This is a genomic window from Pseudomonas petrae (genome assembly GCF_021728295.1).
Classification (GTDB): domain Bacteria; phylum Pseudomonadota; class Gammaproteobacteria; order Pseudomonadales; family Pseudomonadaceae; genus Aquipseudomonas; species Aquipseudomonas petrae.
In genome coordinates this window covers 142,197-156,643 of sequence record NZ_JAKJXE010000003.1, presented here as the reverse complement: position 1 = coordinate 156,643, position 14,447 = coordinate 142,197, and the positions used below count along the sequence as shown (strand labels likewise).

Genomic DNA, 14,447 nt, shown 5'->3' with positions numbered 1-14,447 from the left:
GGCGTCAGGGTAGCGCATTAAGCAGTTATTCAGACTGCGCGACGGTATCCAGATACTCCGATCGTTCGTCGCTGGCGCGGGTCAGGCAATCGTTCTGGTCGATGTTGAATTCTTTGGTACCGGGCTTGGCCGGGAACACTTCAACGGCGCAGTCCGCGTCACGCAGTTTTTTCCAGGCTTCCTGGGCCGCCTTGAGCTTGGTGGCGAACTCCTCGGCCTGGGCCTTGTTCGCACCGAACTGCGTCTGCACGCGCTCAAGCACGTTCTGAACATTCTCTGTCAGCAACTTCTCCGCCGTGTCGCGGCTGTACACCGAGCACTCAAGCGTCTGCTGATCTTCTTCAACGCCGTCACAAGGATTGGCGGCCGGATTTCCCGCTGCGTGTGCACCTGTCGCGAATAGAGCCAGAGCCAGAAACATGGTTTTCATTAGGGCTTTCCGAGTCAGAGATGAAATGGATTCTCGCCCAAGCGCGAGGCAAAGAACAGGTATCAAATGCGGGCGGCAAAAGACCACGCCCCGCCTTTGTCGTTTCTTGACGCTTTCGGCAATTCCCCTGTCGTTTTTGCACCCGGCTCCTCCGACCCTCAGGCATATGCTGACCCCAAAGCGCCGGCAGACCTTCCGGCCATTAAAGAACCCCAGGGGACCGCCTGATGAGCCCAGCCGAATTACACGCCGACAGCATCGTCATTGACGGGTTGATCATTGCCAAATGGAACCGTGAACTGTTCGAGGACATGCGCAAAGGCGGCCTGACCATGGCCAACTGCACAGTCTCGGTGTGGGAAGGTTTTCAGCAGACCGTCAACAGCATTGCCTCCAGCCAGAAACTGATTCGTGAAAACAGCGACCTGGTGATTCAGGTGCGCAACACGGCCGACATCCGCAAGGCCAAGGAGCTGGGCAAGACCGGCATCCTGTTCGGCTTCCAGAATGCCCATGCCTACGAAGACCAGATCGGCTACGTCGAGATCTTCAAACAGCTGGGCGTTGGCATCGTGCAGATGTGCTACAACACCCAGAATCTGGTGGGCACCGGCTGCTACGAGCGCGACGGCGGCCTGTCGGGTTTCGGTCGTGAAATCGTCGCGGAGATGAACCGCGTCGGCGTCATGTGCGACCTCTCCCACGTAGGCTCGAAGACCTCCGAGGAAGTCATCCTCGAATCGAAGAAACCAGTGACCTACTCCCACTGTCTGCCTTCGGGCTTGAAAGAACACCCTCGCAACAAATCCGACGCGGAGCTTAAGTTCATCGCCGATCACGGCGGCTTTGTCGGCGTGACCATGTTCGCGCCGTTTCTGGCCAAGGGCATCGATTCGACCATCGACGATTACGCCGAAGCCATTGAGTACGTGATGAACATTGTCGGCGAAGACGCCATCGGCATCGGCACTGACTTTACCCAGGGTCACGGCCAGGAATTTTTCGAATACCTGACCCACGACAAAGGCTACGCCCGGCGTCTGACTAACTTCGGCAAGATTATCAATCCGCTGGGCATCCGCACCGTCGGCGAATTCCCGAACCTCACCGAAACCCTGCTCAAACGCGGCCACTCCGAGCGCGTGGTGCGCAAGATCATGGGCGAAAACTGGGTTCGTATCCTGGGCGACGTCTGGGGCGAATAAGCCTTCGGACCTACGCGCCGAGCACTGAATTTTTCCCTCTCCCCCTCGCGGAGAGGGCATCCACTCGAATTTTCCGGAGTTAAGTTTCCATGGCCAAGATCGCCCCGCAATTGCCAATCGAAGTCGACAGCGAGACCGGTGTCTGGACCTCCGACGCCCTGCCGATGCTGTACGTGCCGCGCCATTTCTTCGTCAACAACCACATGGGCATCGAAGAAGTGCTGGGCGCCGAGGCGTACGCCGAAATCCTCTACAAGGCCGGCTACAAGTCCGCTTGGCATTGGTGCGAGAAAGAAGCCGAATGCCACGGCATCGAGGGCGTTGCGGTGTTCGAGCACTACATGAATCGTCTGTCCCAGCGCGGTTGGGGCCTGTTCAAGATTCAGGACATCGATCTGGAAAAAGGCACTGCCAGCGTCAAGCTCGAGCACTCGGCCTTCGTTTACGTCTACGGCAAAGTAGGGCGCAAGGTCGATTACATGTTCACCGGCTGGTTTGCCGGGGCCATGGACCAGGTCCTGGAAGCCAGCGGCAGCAAACTCCGCACCGTGGCCGAGCAGGTTTACGGCGGATCGGAAGAAGGCCACGACGACGGCCTGTTTGTCGTCAAGCCGTTGTAAGTCGAGGTTTCCGTCATGGCTTTCGAAGCGATGTTTCAACCGATTCAGATCGGTAAATTGACCATACGCAACCGCGTATTGAGTACCGCGCACGCCGAGGTCTACGCCACCGACGGCGGCATGACCACCGACCGTTACGTCAAGTACTACGAGGAGAAAGCCAAGGGCGGCATCGGTCTGGCCATTTGCGGTGGGTCGTCCAGCGTGGCCATCGACAGCCCGCAAGGCTGGTGGAAATCGGTCAACCTGGCGACTGACAAGATCATTCCGCACTTCCAGAACCTCGCTGACGCCATGCACAAGCACGGCGCCAAGATCATGATCCAGATTACCCACATGGGCCGTCGCTCGCGTTGGGACGGCGATCATTGGCCAACGCTGCTGTCGCCTTCGGGCATCCGCGAGCCGGTACACCGCGCAACGTGCAAGACCATCGAGCCGGAAGAAATCTGGCGGGTCATCGGCAACTACGCCAGCGCAGCGGCACGGGCCAAGGCCGGTGGTCTGGACGGCGTTGAGTTGTCAGCGGTGCACCAGCACATGATCGATCAGTTCTGGAGCCCGCGGGTCAACAAGCGCACCGATGAATGGGGCGGCAGCTTCGAAAACCGCATGCGATTCGGCCTGGAAGTGATCAAGGCTGTGCGCAAGGAAGTCGGACCGGATTTCTGCGTCGGCCTGCGTATCTGCGGTGACGAGTTTCACCCGGACGGCCTCAGTCACGAGGACATGAAAGAGATCGCTAAGTACTACGACCAGACCGGCATGATCGATTTCCTCGGCGTCGTGGGTTCGGGTTGTGATACCCACAACACCCTCGCTAACGTCATCCCGAACATGAGTTATCCACCGGAGCCGTTCCTGCACCTGGCTGCCGGTATCAAGGAAGTGGTCAAGGCGCCAGTGCTGCACGCGCAGAACATCAAGGACCCGAATCAGGCGACGCGCATCCTCGAAGGCGGCTACGTCGACATGGTCGGCATGACCCGCGCGCACATCGCCGACCCGCACCTGATCACCAAGATCAAAATGGGCCAGGTCGATCAGATCCGTCAGTGCGTCGGTGCCAACTACTGCATCGACCGCCAGTATCAAGGCCTGGACGTGCTGTGCATCCAGAACGCTGCGACCTCGCGGGAATACATGGGTGTGCCGCACATCATCGAAAAGACCACCGGCGTGAAACGCAAAGTGGTGATCGTGGGTGCGGGCCCTGCCGGGATGGAAGCGGCGCGTGTTTCGGCTGAGCGTGGCCATGACGTGACGTTGATCGAGAAAAAAGACGCCATCGGTGGGCAGATCACAACGGCCTCGAAAGCGCCGCAACGCGATCAGATCGCCGGCATCACGCGCTGGTTTCAGCTGGAGCTGGCGCGCTTGAAAGTCGATCTGCGTTTGGGCACGGCGGCAGACATCGCGACCATCATGGATCTGCGGCCTGACGTGGTGGTGCTGGCGGTGGGCGGTCATCCGTTCATTGAGCAGAACGAGCATTGGGGCGCCGCTGAAGGCTTGGTCGTCAGCAGTTGGGACATCCTCGACGGCAACGTTGCGCCGGGTAAGAACGTGCTGGTCTACGACACCATTTGCGAGTTCACCGGCATGTCCACGGCTGACTTTCTCGCCGACAAAGGCTGCCAGGTCGAGATCGTTACTGACGACATCAAGCCCGGCGTTGCCATCGGTGGTACGTCGTTCCCGACCTACTACCGCAGCATGTACCCCAAGGAAGTGATCATGACCGGCGACATGATGCTGGAAAAGGTCTACCGCGAGGGCGACAAGCTGGTAGCAGTGCTGGAGAACGAATACACCGGTGCCAAAGAGGAGCGGGTAGTCGATCAAGTGGTGGTCGAGAACGGCGTGCGTCCTGACGAAGCGCTCTATTACGGGATGAAGGAAGGTTCGCGCAACAAAGGCCAGATCGATATCGACGCCCTGTTCGCGATTCAGCCGCAGCCATCGTTGAGTAAGCCGGGTGAAGGGTATCTGTTGTTCCGCATTGGCGATTGCGTGGCACAGCGCAATACCCATGCGGCGATCTATGACGCGTTGCGGCTCTGCAAAGATTTCTAGCGGCCGGCACACAACCCTGTAGGAGTGAGCTTGCTCGCGAAAGCGGCGGGTCTGTCGACATCCATGTTGAATGTCAGTCCGGCTTCGCGAGCAAGCTCACTCCTACAGGAATCGAGTAAGGCATCCCGACCTGCAAGACCCTGAGTCTTTGGGAGCTCCACATGTTGAACACCCTTCTTCCCATCCTGCTTTTCGCTGCCCTGGGCCTCGCGCTCATTGGCGTGCTGCGGCGGGTGAGCCTGTGGCGCAACGGGCGTGCCGCCAAGGTCGATCTGCTCGGCGGACTGCTGGCCATGCCCAAGCGCTACATGGTCGACCTGCACCACGTCGTCGCGCGGGACAAATACATCGCCAACACCCACGTCGCTACGGCGGGCGGCGCGGTGGCGTCGATCATCCTTGCGATTCTGGTGCACGGCTTCGGCTTGCATAACCGGGTCCTCGGCTACGCGCTGCTGCTGATGTCGGCCGTGATGTTCGTCGGCGCAATCTTCATGTACCTGCGTCGTCGTCACCCGCCGAGCCGCTTGTCGAAAGGCCCGTGGATGCGCCTGCCGAAAAGCCTGCTGGCGTTCTCGGGCTCGTTCTTTGTGGTCACGCTGCCCGTCGCGGGCGTTCTGCCGGCAAACTTTGGTGGCTGGTTGTTGGCAATCATTCTGGGCATCGGCTTACTGTGGGGCGTCTGCGAATTGTTCCTCGGCATGACCTGGGGCGGACCGATGAAGCACGCCTTCGCCGGGGCGCTGCACCTGGCGTGGCACCGTCGCCCCGAGCGCTTCGGTGGTGGCCGCTCTACGGGGCTGAAACCCCTAGATCTGACAGACAGGACCGCGCCGCTGGGTGTGGAAAAACCCAAGGATTTCACCTGGAATCAGCTGCTCGGTTTCGATGCGTGCGTGCAGTGCGGCAAATGCGAGGCTGCGTGCCCGGCCTTCGCCGCAGGCCAGCCGCTGAACCCGAAAAAACTGATTCAAGATATGGTCGTCGGCTTGGCTGGCGGCACCGATGCGAACTTTGCCGGCAGCCCCTATCCATCCCTCGACGGGATGGGCAAGCCAATCGGCGAACATGGCGGCAACCCCCATCAACCCATCGTCAACGGGCTGGTCGACGCCGACACCCTGTGGTCGTGCACGACCTGCCGTGCTTGCGTGGAAGAGTGCCCGATGATGATCGAGCACGTGGACGCGATCGTCGACATGCGCCGTCATCTGACCCTCGAAAAAGGCGCGACCCCCAACAAGGGCGCGGAGGTCCTGGAAAACCTCATCGCGACCGACAACCCGGGCGGCTTCGCGCCGGGCGGGCGCATGAATTGGGCGGCAGACCTCAACCTTGAGGTCATGAGCCACAAGAAAACCGTGGACGTGCTGTTCTGGGTCGGCGATGGCGCGTTCGACATGCGCAATCAACGCACCTTGCGCGCCTTCGTCAAAGTGCTGAAAGCCGCCAGGGTCGACTTTGCCGTGCTGGGGCTTGAAGAGCGCGACAGCGGTGATGTCGCGAGACGTCTGGGCGATGAAGCGACGTTCCAGATGCTTGCCAGACGCAATATCCAGACGTTGGCGCAGTACGACTTCAAGCGCATCGTCACCTGCGACCCGCACAGCTTCCATGTGCTGAAAAACGAATACGGTGCGTTCGAGGGTCACTACGTCGTACAGCACCACAGCACGTATCTGGCCGAATTGATCGCCGACGGTGCGTTGAACGTGGGTCAGCACAAAGGCACCAGCGTCACCTATCACGATCCGTGCTACCTCGGGCGCTACAACGGCGAGTATCAGGCGCCGCGCGATGTGCTGCGTGCGCTGGGCATCGAGGTCAAGGAAATGGTGCGGTCCGGATTCCGCTCACGTTGCTGCGGCGGCGGTGGCGGTGCGCCGATCACCGACATTCCGGGCAAGCAACGGATCCCTGACATGCGCATGGATGACATTCGCGAGACGGGCGCCGAGCTGGTGGCTGTGGGTTGTCCACAGTGCACCGCGATGCTTGAAGGCGTGGTCGAGCCGCGGCCGATGATCAAGGACATCGCCGAATTGGTGGCTGACGCGCTGTTTGAAGAAACCGCGCCTGCAAAACCGGCAGCGGCCCGACGTGAACCTGCGGAGGCGCATTGATGAGTGACATTATTCGCCGCGACCCGCGCGCTGAATGGATTGCACGAAACCGCCTGCATCCCCTGCACGCTGCCATGCAACCGGCGCAAACCCGCTGGATGGGCCCCAATGGGGTGCTGCGTAAAAACGTGCATGGCATCGGCTTTATCGGTCCCAACGGCGTTAAGCGCATCGACCGAAGCGGTGCGCAGCAAGGCGGCGCGATCAAACGGTCCGTATCGGTGGACGTGCAATTGCCGTTGCATCGGATTGCAACGCCGGCCTTTTATATCGCTGTCGTTCCCGACATGGTCGGCGGCCGTTTGAGCAGCCATGACCGCGACCTGCTGGGCTTGGCCCATGGGCTGGCTGGCAACGAGGGCGCTGTCCTGGCGGTGATTTTCGGCGAGCACAAAGAGACGGCGTTCGACACCGCTGGCGTCGATCGTCTGTTGATACTGGAAGGCAGCGCGTTCAGTGGTTATTCGCCTGAGCAACGTGTGCAAGGTTTGCGGGCTGTGGATAACCAGTTCGACCCGCATCACTGGTTGCTGCCCGACAGCCGAAACGGCGGGGGAGAGTTGGGGCGCCGCTTTGCGGCCAGCCTGGGTGAGCGACCGTCCACACGCGTCTGGCAAGTGGCTGGCGAACAGTGTGTGGGCCGCGCGGGCGCCGGAACCGCAGACCTGTCTCGGCCGGTGTCACGCCTGATTCTCGCTCAAGCGGAATGCGCCGAACCCGTCAGTGAGACCCGGCACGAAGCGCTGCCTGTGGAGTTATCCACAGCTGTCGCGCGCAGCTTGCCGCGCATTGAAGACCTCGGCGCTGTGGCGGTCGATCCGGCACTTATCCCCATGTCCGAAGCTGAATTCATATTTTCGGGTGGCAACGGGGTCAAGGACTGGCCGCTGTTTCACCGTACCGCCGTCGCATTGGGCGCAACAGAAGGCGCCTCCCGTGTGGCCGTCGACGATGGCTTCATGGGCCGTGATCGCCAGGTTGGCGCGTCCGGCACCTGGGTCACTGCCCGGGTGTACGTGGCGGTCGGCATTTCCGGCGCGATCCAGCATTTACAGGGCATTGGCGCCTGCGACAAGGTGGTTGCCATCAACCTCGATCCGACCTGCGACATGATCAAGCGTGCAGATCTGTCAGTGATCGGCGAGAGCGCTGCCATTCTCGAAGCGCTGATTGAAGCGGTCGACACTTACCGAAATGGGGCGAAGCGCGATGCAGCCTGAAATGGGAGGCTCTGTGGATAAAAGTGCGCTGCACGTGATCAGCCTCGTCTCGGTCGGCGCGCACCCGACGTCAGGACGTCCGCGTCGCGCCGAGCAGGATGCCCGTGCCGTTGAGCTGGGTTTGCAACTGGCTGGGGATAACTTGCACGTGTTGCATGCGGGTGATGCCGAAGAGCCCGCATTACGTGGCTATCTGGGCATGGGCGTGGACGAACTCCACGTGCTGGCTCAGCCGCCGGGCGCGGACGCGTTGCCTGGGTTGGCGGATTACATTCGCGAGTCCGGTGTGCAGCTGGTGCTGACCGGCAGTCAGGCCGAGACGGGCGAAGGGTCGGGCATGCTCCCGTATTTGCTAGCCGAAAAGCTCGGCTGGCCGCTGGTGGTGGGCATGGCCGAGGTCGAATCCATGAGCAACGGCACCGCCCAGGTGCTGCAGGCGCTCCCTCGAGGTCAGCGCCGCCGACTCAAGGTCCGATTGCCGTTCCTGGCGACTGTGGATAACTCGGCACCGAAACCCCGGCAAAGCGCTTACGGCCCGGCGCAACGGGGTCTACTGGATGTAGAAGAGATCGACGTGGTCATCGACGAAGTGTTTGCCGGCGCAGAGCTGACGCCCGCGAAACCACGGCCAAAACGTTTGAAGGTCATCAAAGCCAAAAGCGGCGCTGATCGTATGAAGGCCGCAACGGCGAAAGCGAGCGGAGGCGGTGGGCAGGTTCTCAAGGGGGTGACTGCTCAGGAGGGTGCTGCGGCGATTTTGAAGTTGCTGGTGGAGGAGGGGGTGGTTCGCTGAGTGCGTTTCAGCATTGAGGAAGGCGTCCTAAATGGCGCCTTCTTCACTTGTAGGTGATTGATCGGGCAACCGGCTTTCAACTGCTTGCTCCGCCAATGGGACATCAACGATCGCTACATCGAAGACTTGCTCGATGACCTGTCTAGGTCCTTGTTTGAGGCTCCATGTGAAGAACACCAAACACCCAACCAGCAGAACGAAACATCCTGAGCCAACGACGCTTTGAGATACGCCTGACCAAAATCCGGGCCTGAACGATCGAATCTCGTTATTCGCTTTGGCCAAGTACAGCTCCTCAAGCTCCTTAGCTTCATTCGCAAGTGATGTTTCCAGAAAACTCAATGCCAACTGGGCCGCCTGGTTTCTGTAAACATCCAGCTGCGACGCGTTGTTGCTGATGTCATGGAAAGCCGTGAGATCGGAGTCTGTCGGATCCTCTCCGTGCTTCGCGATGAACGCCTGGATGTACTCGATTTTCTGCCGCTTGTAGCTCGAATAAGCAAGCTTGCCCAGAATGTCGCTCTCGTCCGCGACCAGTTCCTCATAGATGTAGTTGTAGCCTCCTCCCGCCATGGTCATCAGGTCCGCTGCATTTTTGCGTAGGCGGAGGCGAATGCGCTTTTAATCTCCTGAAGCGTTCTGGGTCTGTAGGTCACGATACCCAGCAGCTCACGCGGGAGGCTGGTAGGCCGCCCGCGTTGTTGTATGAGTTGAGCGTTTGCCCGCAGAACCACCTGCTCAGAAAACCGTACTCTTGATGTCATTGTTAGCCACTCCGAATCGATATGGGCGGGAGTCTACCGCTCATAAAAAGGTATGAATGTCAGACGCGTCTGATTCGGCGTGTAAAACGACCCTATTACCCACAATCGCTGTTGATCCGCCTGTGGATAAACTGTTCGCCTATTGCTACAGGCCTTTGCCGCCATGGCTTTGAGAAGGATGGATGATTTTTGATCACTCTATCTCACGGATTCCTATGGGTTTTTCCACAATCCAGGATTTGAAGCGCGCGTTCTTACCCACATTCTCTGTGAGCGGTGGTGTGGATAAGATGTTCGTGATCCTCTGTAGCCCTTTTGATCCGTGGCTTGTAGAGCTATGGTCAAATTTTAACCAATAACAGCTCTTGTGCGCCGATTTGCGTCTCTGGCCATCCTGATTGAGCGCATTCCGCGCTTTTCCACGGCGCCCGTGAGACTTACACACATATGCTGTTGGCGCTTCTGTGGATAACATGTTCGCGGTCAGGCTTGAGCCCCTAAATCCGGCAGGTTGAGCGATGTGCTCAAAAAATGATCAGAAATTTGTGCTGACAGAGTCCAAGCGGTATTCAATCGCATCAACACTTCCACATTTCTAAACCTGATAGCTTTGTAAATCTCCTCAATCGGAACGGAGGTAAGGAGCCTCGCCGTTCGGTTCACCCTCGTGTCTACGCCAGCGCCTGTGCAACGATTCCGTCGTTTTGCAATTCGCTCCAGGGACCGTCTGCGATGACCTCACCGTTTTTCAACACAATCACACGATCGAAACGGGACAGCGCAGTCAAGTCGTGGGTAGCACACACCAGTCCCCTTTTATGGAACTGCTCGAACAGAGTGTTCCACACACCCAGGGCGGTCTCCTGATCCAGAGCCGATGTAGGCTCGTCGAACAAGTTGAAATCACCAGGGCGATTGATAAGCCGAAGCAGAGACAGTCGTTTTGCTTCGCCTCCTGAAATGTTTATTGCGCCTTCAGCTATTGATCGGTTGGCGGCCAGCTGTGCCACGCCAAGATCTTCGAGGATTCGAGGGAGATGGTCGGACATGGGTTGATCGAAAAGCACAGAGTGGTTGAATGTGCCCTCAAGAAACACCGGGTCTTGAGGGCAGTAGCGAACCCGGTCCAGATACGTCTGAATGTTGCACCCTCGTAATGCCCTCCCATTTATGGAAATACCGTGGCGGAGTGTTTTCAGCGTCCCTGCCATGGTCTCTAAAAGCGTGCTTTTGCCGGCACCACTCGGTCCGATGATCGCAACGGATTGCTCAGGCGTGAAATGCAGCTTACGGTTCGTCACCCGATTCATTGCGACCAATACCAGGCTCGACAGTGGTTCAGGTAAAGGCTCTTGCGGTACCTCTACAAGATCCTCCAGTAACAAGGTTTCCTGGAGCCTCTGTCGGTCTACCGAGAATTGATCCAGTGCCCGATAGGCCTCTGCCAAAGCGCTGCAGTTACTCAGAAACATGCCCGCCAGCGAAAATATGGCGACCAGCTCCCCAACAGACAAGCGTGGAGATATGGAAGCCTGATAAGCCGGTGGTAAAGCAGGATATAGCCAATGGAAACTCCCAGCAGGGTCGTGAACATCAGTACTCCGCCCAGGGAGGCAAAGATGATCGCGATCAAAGCCAGTTCTATCAGTAGCGGGAAGCCTGAAGTGATGAAAAAAATCAGAAACTTCTCGTGCGCAGTTATTCCCCTTTCTACAGACTTGATGAGGCCGCCAATCCGAAGGGACGAAAATTGCTCAAACTCTTTGCCCAGTATTTTTTCAGACCATTCGGTGGAGAGGTCTGCCAGGGTTGTCTGCACGAGCTTCACAAGTTGATAAGTCTGAAGCGGGTGCAACACGGACTGCAGCAGCACAGCGCCACAAAGAACAATCAGTAAATCGCTAAGGGTGAGTGAAGCGACATCTTCTGCGACAGAGAGGTTATCAATAATCTTCCCCAGCAACAGTGCTGGCGCTAGGGTGGACAGCTTCAATAGAACGGTAATCGCGGTGGCACTTATGAACAGTCTTTTTTTGGAGCTCAGTGTCTCGCTGATAAAATCGATCATCCGCTTAGCTACCTCAGATAGCGCTTGAGCTTTTAAGAGGTCGCGTCACTTGCCGCGAGTGCTGCATTAATAACAGTCACTGAACCTGATTCAAATTTGTTACCGGCGCGAAACTTCTGGTCTTGTTGTAGGCCGTTTCAGTGGTGATGTAGGCCGACGCTAATAACTCTTTGAGTTGTACCGGGTTTCTTTGTAGGAACAGGGGTCGAAGTCACAATTGATGTGGTTGTGCTAGCGAGGTCCTAATCATGGTTTCGGTGACTGATCAGAACCCATCGCGGGCAAGCGCGCTCCTACAGGTGGATGTCTGTAGAAGCGCGGTTGCCCGCAAGGGTGTCGGTGCTAAAGCGACAGGCAGAAGCTTATTCGTGATTAACCGCCACGCCCTTCAAATACGAAGCAGGCTCGGCGCCCATGTTCTCCAGCAACTTGGCGCTGTACCAGTCGATGAAATTCACCACCCCGAACTCGTACGTCTTCGAATACGGCCCCGGCTGGTAAGCGATGGAGTTGATGCCGCGCTGGTTTTCTTCGGCCAGTCGACGGTCCTGGTCATTGGTGGCGTCCCAGACTTCGCGCAGGCGCGCAACGTCGTAGTCCACGCCCTCGACAGCATCCTTGTGCACCAGCCATTTGGTGGTGACCATGGTTTCCTGCGCGCTGATCGGCCACACGGTGAACACGATCACGTGGTCGCCCATGCAGTGGTTCCACGAGTGGGGCAGGTGCAGGATGCGCATTGAGCCCAGCTCCGGGTTCTGGATGCGCCCCATCAGTTTTTTGCTGCCTTGCTTGCCATCCATCGTCATCGAGACGGTGCCTTTGAGCAGCGGCATGCGCACGATGCGGTTGCGCAGGCCAAAGCTGGCGTGGGCGAAGGGGATTTTTTCGGCTTCCCAGGCGGCCGCGGACGCTGCGACGTGGTCCTTGAAGGCCTGGTCGGCACGCGGGTCGGTGACGTCGTCCCACTCCAGCAAGGTGTTCAGCAGTTCGGGGTGCGACGCATTGCAGTGGTAGCACTCGCGGTTGTTTTCCAGCACCAGCTTCCAGTTGGCTTTTTCGATCAAGGTGGTTTGCACCGCCACCTTGGTATTCTCCATGTCGTACGGTTCCATGTAGTGGTTCAGCGTCTGCAGGAACGCGTCGATGGCGGGCGGGTTGCTCGCCATGCTGATGAAAATGTACCCGCCCGCGACCTTGCAATGCACCGGCTTGAGCCCGAACTGCTTCATGTCGAAGTCAGCACCCATTTCTGTGCCCGCGTACAGCAGGCGACCGTCGAGTTCGTACGTCCACTGGTGGTAAGGACAAACCAGCTTGGCGACCTTGCCTTTTTCCTTGGTGCACAGGCGTGAGCCACGGTGACGGCAGACGTTGTGGAACGCATTGATCGAGCCGTCCGGTCCGCGCACCACCAGGATCGGGTTCTTGCCGATCTGAAGGGTGAGGAAGTTGCCCTTGGCCGGCACTTCGCAGCTCATGCCCGCGATCAGCCACTCTTTCTGAAAGATTTCCTGCATGTCGATTTCAAACAGCCGCTCATCGCTGTAGAAAGGCTGCGGCAGCGAGTAGGTGCGCTCGCGGGTATGCAGCATCTCGGCAGTCGCCTTGCGCGCAGGTTCCAGCGGATCGCCCAAGCTCAGAGTTGCGGTGACGTCCATCTTTCAAGTCCTCAGGCCGCGCTTTGCGCAGTCTACGAATGTGGCTGATACGGTGGGTGTGTAGCGAAGCACGCGAGGCGGCAGTGATTTCTGACGCTCAGGCCGATGGATAAAGAATCTGTAATGAATTGATGGCGAGTGTGGAGCCGGGCGCGACCTGAACCTTATCCATGGGCGACATGGCCGAATCCGTTTCCGACGGCCCGACCCCTATAGACCGGGGCTGGTCGCCATAAGTATGTGAATGTCGCTGATAGGTAAATAGGCGGCTCGTGCGTTACGCAGAATCGCCATCATATGAGGCCGACCGTCGGCCGTGGAGAGTGAGTATGTCGCAGAGTTTCCTCAGCCCGGTCAACACCCAGACGTGGGCCAACGGCCGCCACCTGGTACGGGTCGTCAAAGTGATCCAGGAAACCTGGGACGTGCGCACGTTCTGCTTCATGGCCGACCAGCCGATTCTGTTCTTCTTCAAGCCCGGCCAGTTCGTCACCCTGGAGCTGGAAATCGACGGCGTGCCGATCATGCGCTCGTACACCATCTCCAGTTCGCCCTCGGTGCCGTACAGCTTCTCGATCACCATCAAGCGCGTGCCCGGCGGCAAGGTATCGAACTGGCTGCACGACACGCTGCACGAAGGGCAGGAGCTGGCGGTGCACGGGCCGGTGGGGCTGTTCAACGCCATCGACTTCCCGAACCCGAAAATCCTCTACCTCAGCGGCGGCGTCGGCATCACGCCGGTCATGTCCATGGCGCGCTGGTACTACGACACCAACGCCAACGTCGACATGGTCTTCGTCCACAGTTCACGCTCGCCCAAAGACATCATCTACCACCGCGAGCTAGAACAGATGGCGTCGCGGATCAACAACTTCGCCCTGCACATCGTCTGTGAAAAGCACGGGTTGGGTGAGCCTTGGGCGGGATATCGCGGTTATCTAAATCAGAAGATGCTCGAACTGATGGCCCCGGATTTCATGGAGCGCGAGGTGTTCTGCTGCGGACCGACGCCGTACATGAGTGCGGTCAAGCGGTTGCTCGAAGCCAACGGTTTCAACATGGCGCAGTACCACGAAGAGTCCTTTGGTGCGACGCCGCCGGAAGCTCGCGCCGACGCCGTCGAACATGCCGAACAGGCCGCCGACGCGCCCGATCTGGATGTCGCTGAATTGCATCAGGTGGAGTTCACCGACACCGGCAAGAGCATCCGCGTCGCGCCGGGCGAAACCGTCCACGCCGCCGCTGCCAAGCTGGGCCTGATGATTCCCAAGGCTTGTGGCATGGGCATCTGCGGCACCTGCAAGGTGATGAAACTGAGCGGGGAGGTCGAGATGGAACACAACGGCGGCATTACCGACGACGACGTGGAGGAGGGGTACATCCTGTCGTGCTGCAGCGTGCCGAAGGGTGACGTGCGGATTGAGTATTGATCAACCTGTGTAGGAGCGCGCTTGCCCGCGATGAACGATGACGCGGTCTACCTGAGA

At 58.8% G+C, this 14,447-nt stretch carries 12 protein-coding genes; 7 read left to right on the top strand and 5 right to left on the bottom strand.

All coding sequences use genetic code 11. From position 1 onward, the window contains the following. Positions 1 to 25 precede the first annotated feature (25 nt). Positions 26 to 430, bottom strand: a complete 405-nt coding sequence (locus L4G42_RS06455) for a lysozyme inhibitor LprI family protein (RefSeq protein WP_237251606.1) — start codon at positions 428 to 430, stop codon at positions 26 to 28. Between the two features lie 227 nt (positions 431 to 657). Between L4G42_RS06455 and L4G42_RS06450 the strand changes: the two genes are divergently transcribed. The 6 genes from L4G42_RS06450 (at position 658) to etfB (ending at position 8,467) form a co-directional block, all read left to right on the top strand. Next, entirely contained in the window at positions 658 to 1,635 is a 978-nt protein-coding gene (locus L4G42_RS06450) for a dipeptidase (RefSeq protein ID WP_074886739.1), read from the top strand. 89 nt (positions 1,636 to 1,724) lie between these two features. Then, positions 1,725 to 2,255, top strand: coding sequence for a 4-vinyl reductase (locus L4G42_RS06445; RefSeq protein WP_237251605.1), 531 nt, complete (start codon positions 1,725 to 1,727; stop codon positions 2,253 to 2,255). 15 nt (positions 2,256 to 2,270) lie between these two features. After that, a complete protein-coding gene (gene dgcA, locus L4G42_RS06440; RefSeq protein WP_237259623.1) occupies positions 2,271 to 4,331 on the top strand; it encodes a dimethylglycine demethylation protein DgcA in 2,061 nt (686 codons plus the stop codon). Positions 4,332 to 4,492: 161 nt separating this feature from the next. Next, positions 4,493 to 6,454: a dimethylglycine demethylation protein DgcB gene (gene dgcB / locus L4G42_RS06435; protein WP_237260663.1), complete on the top strand. Its 1,962-nt coding sequence runs from the start codon at positions 4,493 to 4,495 to the stop codon at positions 6,452 to 6,454. Beyond that, positions 6,454 to 7,674 (top strand): electron transfer flavoprotein subunit alpha, encoded by a 1,221-nt coding sequence (gene etfA, locus L4G42_RS06430; RefSeq protein WP_237251602.1) that lies wholly within the window; start codon positions 6,454 to 6,456, stop codon positions 7,672 to 7,674. The genes dgcB and etfA overlap by 1 nt, the downstream gene beginning before the upstream one ends. After that, positions 7,664 to 8,467, top strand: a complete 804-nt coding sequence (gene etfB / locus L4G42_RS06425) for an electron transfer flavoprotein subunit beta (RefSeq protein WP_237251601.1) — start codon at positions 7,664 to 7,666, stop codon at positions 8,465 to 8,467. Before etfA ends, etfB begins: the two co-directional genes overlap by 11 nt. A 27-nt stretch (positions 8,468 to 8,494) precedes the next feature. On the opposite strand, the gene L4G42_RS06420 is transcribed toward etfB, so the two are convergent. The 4 genes from L4G42_RS06420 to gbcA form a co-directional block, all read right to left on the bottom strand. Beyond that, on the bottom strand, positions 8,495 to 9,046 hold the full coding sequence (locus L4G42_RS06420; protein WP_237251600.1) for a hypothetical protein: 552 nt from the start codon (positions 9,044 to 9,046) through the stop codon (positions 8,495 to 8,497). An 856-nt stretch (positions 9,047 to 9,902) separates the two neighbouring features. Then, a complete protein-coding gene (locus L4G42_RS06415; RefSeq protein WP_237251599.1) occupies positions 9,903 to 10,703 on the bottom strand; it encodes an ATP-binding cassette domain-containing protein in 801 nt (266 codons plus the stop codon). Continuing rightward, entirely contained in the window at positions 10,694 to 11,299 is a 606-nt protein-coding gene (locus L4G42_RS06410) for an ABC transporter ATP-binding protein (protein ID WP_237259621.1), read from the bottom strand. Before L4G42_RS06410 ends, L4G42_RS06415 begins: the two co-directional genes overlap by 10 nt. 362 nt (positions 11,300 to 11,661) lie before the next feature. Beyond that, the gene (gbcA, locus tag L4G42_RS06405) at positions 11,662 to 12,960 is read right to left on the bottom strand and encodes a glycine-betaine demethylase subunit GbcA (RefSeq protein ID WP_237251597.1); all 1,299 of its coding nucleotides are present in this window, start codon (positions 12,958 to 12,960) and stop codon (positions 11,662 to 11,664) included. Positions 12,961 to 13,289: 329 nt separating this feature from the next. Between gbcA and gbcB the strand changes: the two genes are divergently transcribed. After that, on the top strand, positions 13,290 to 14,390 hold the full coding sequence (gbcB, locus tag L4G42_RS06400; protein WP_237251596.1) for a glycine-betaine demethylase subunit GbcB: 1,101 nt from the start codon (positions 13,290 to 13,292) through the stop codon (positions 14,388 to 14,390). Positions 14,391 to 14,447: the final 57 nt, after the last annotated feature.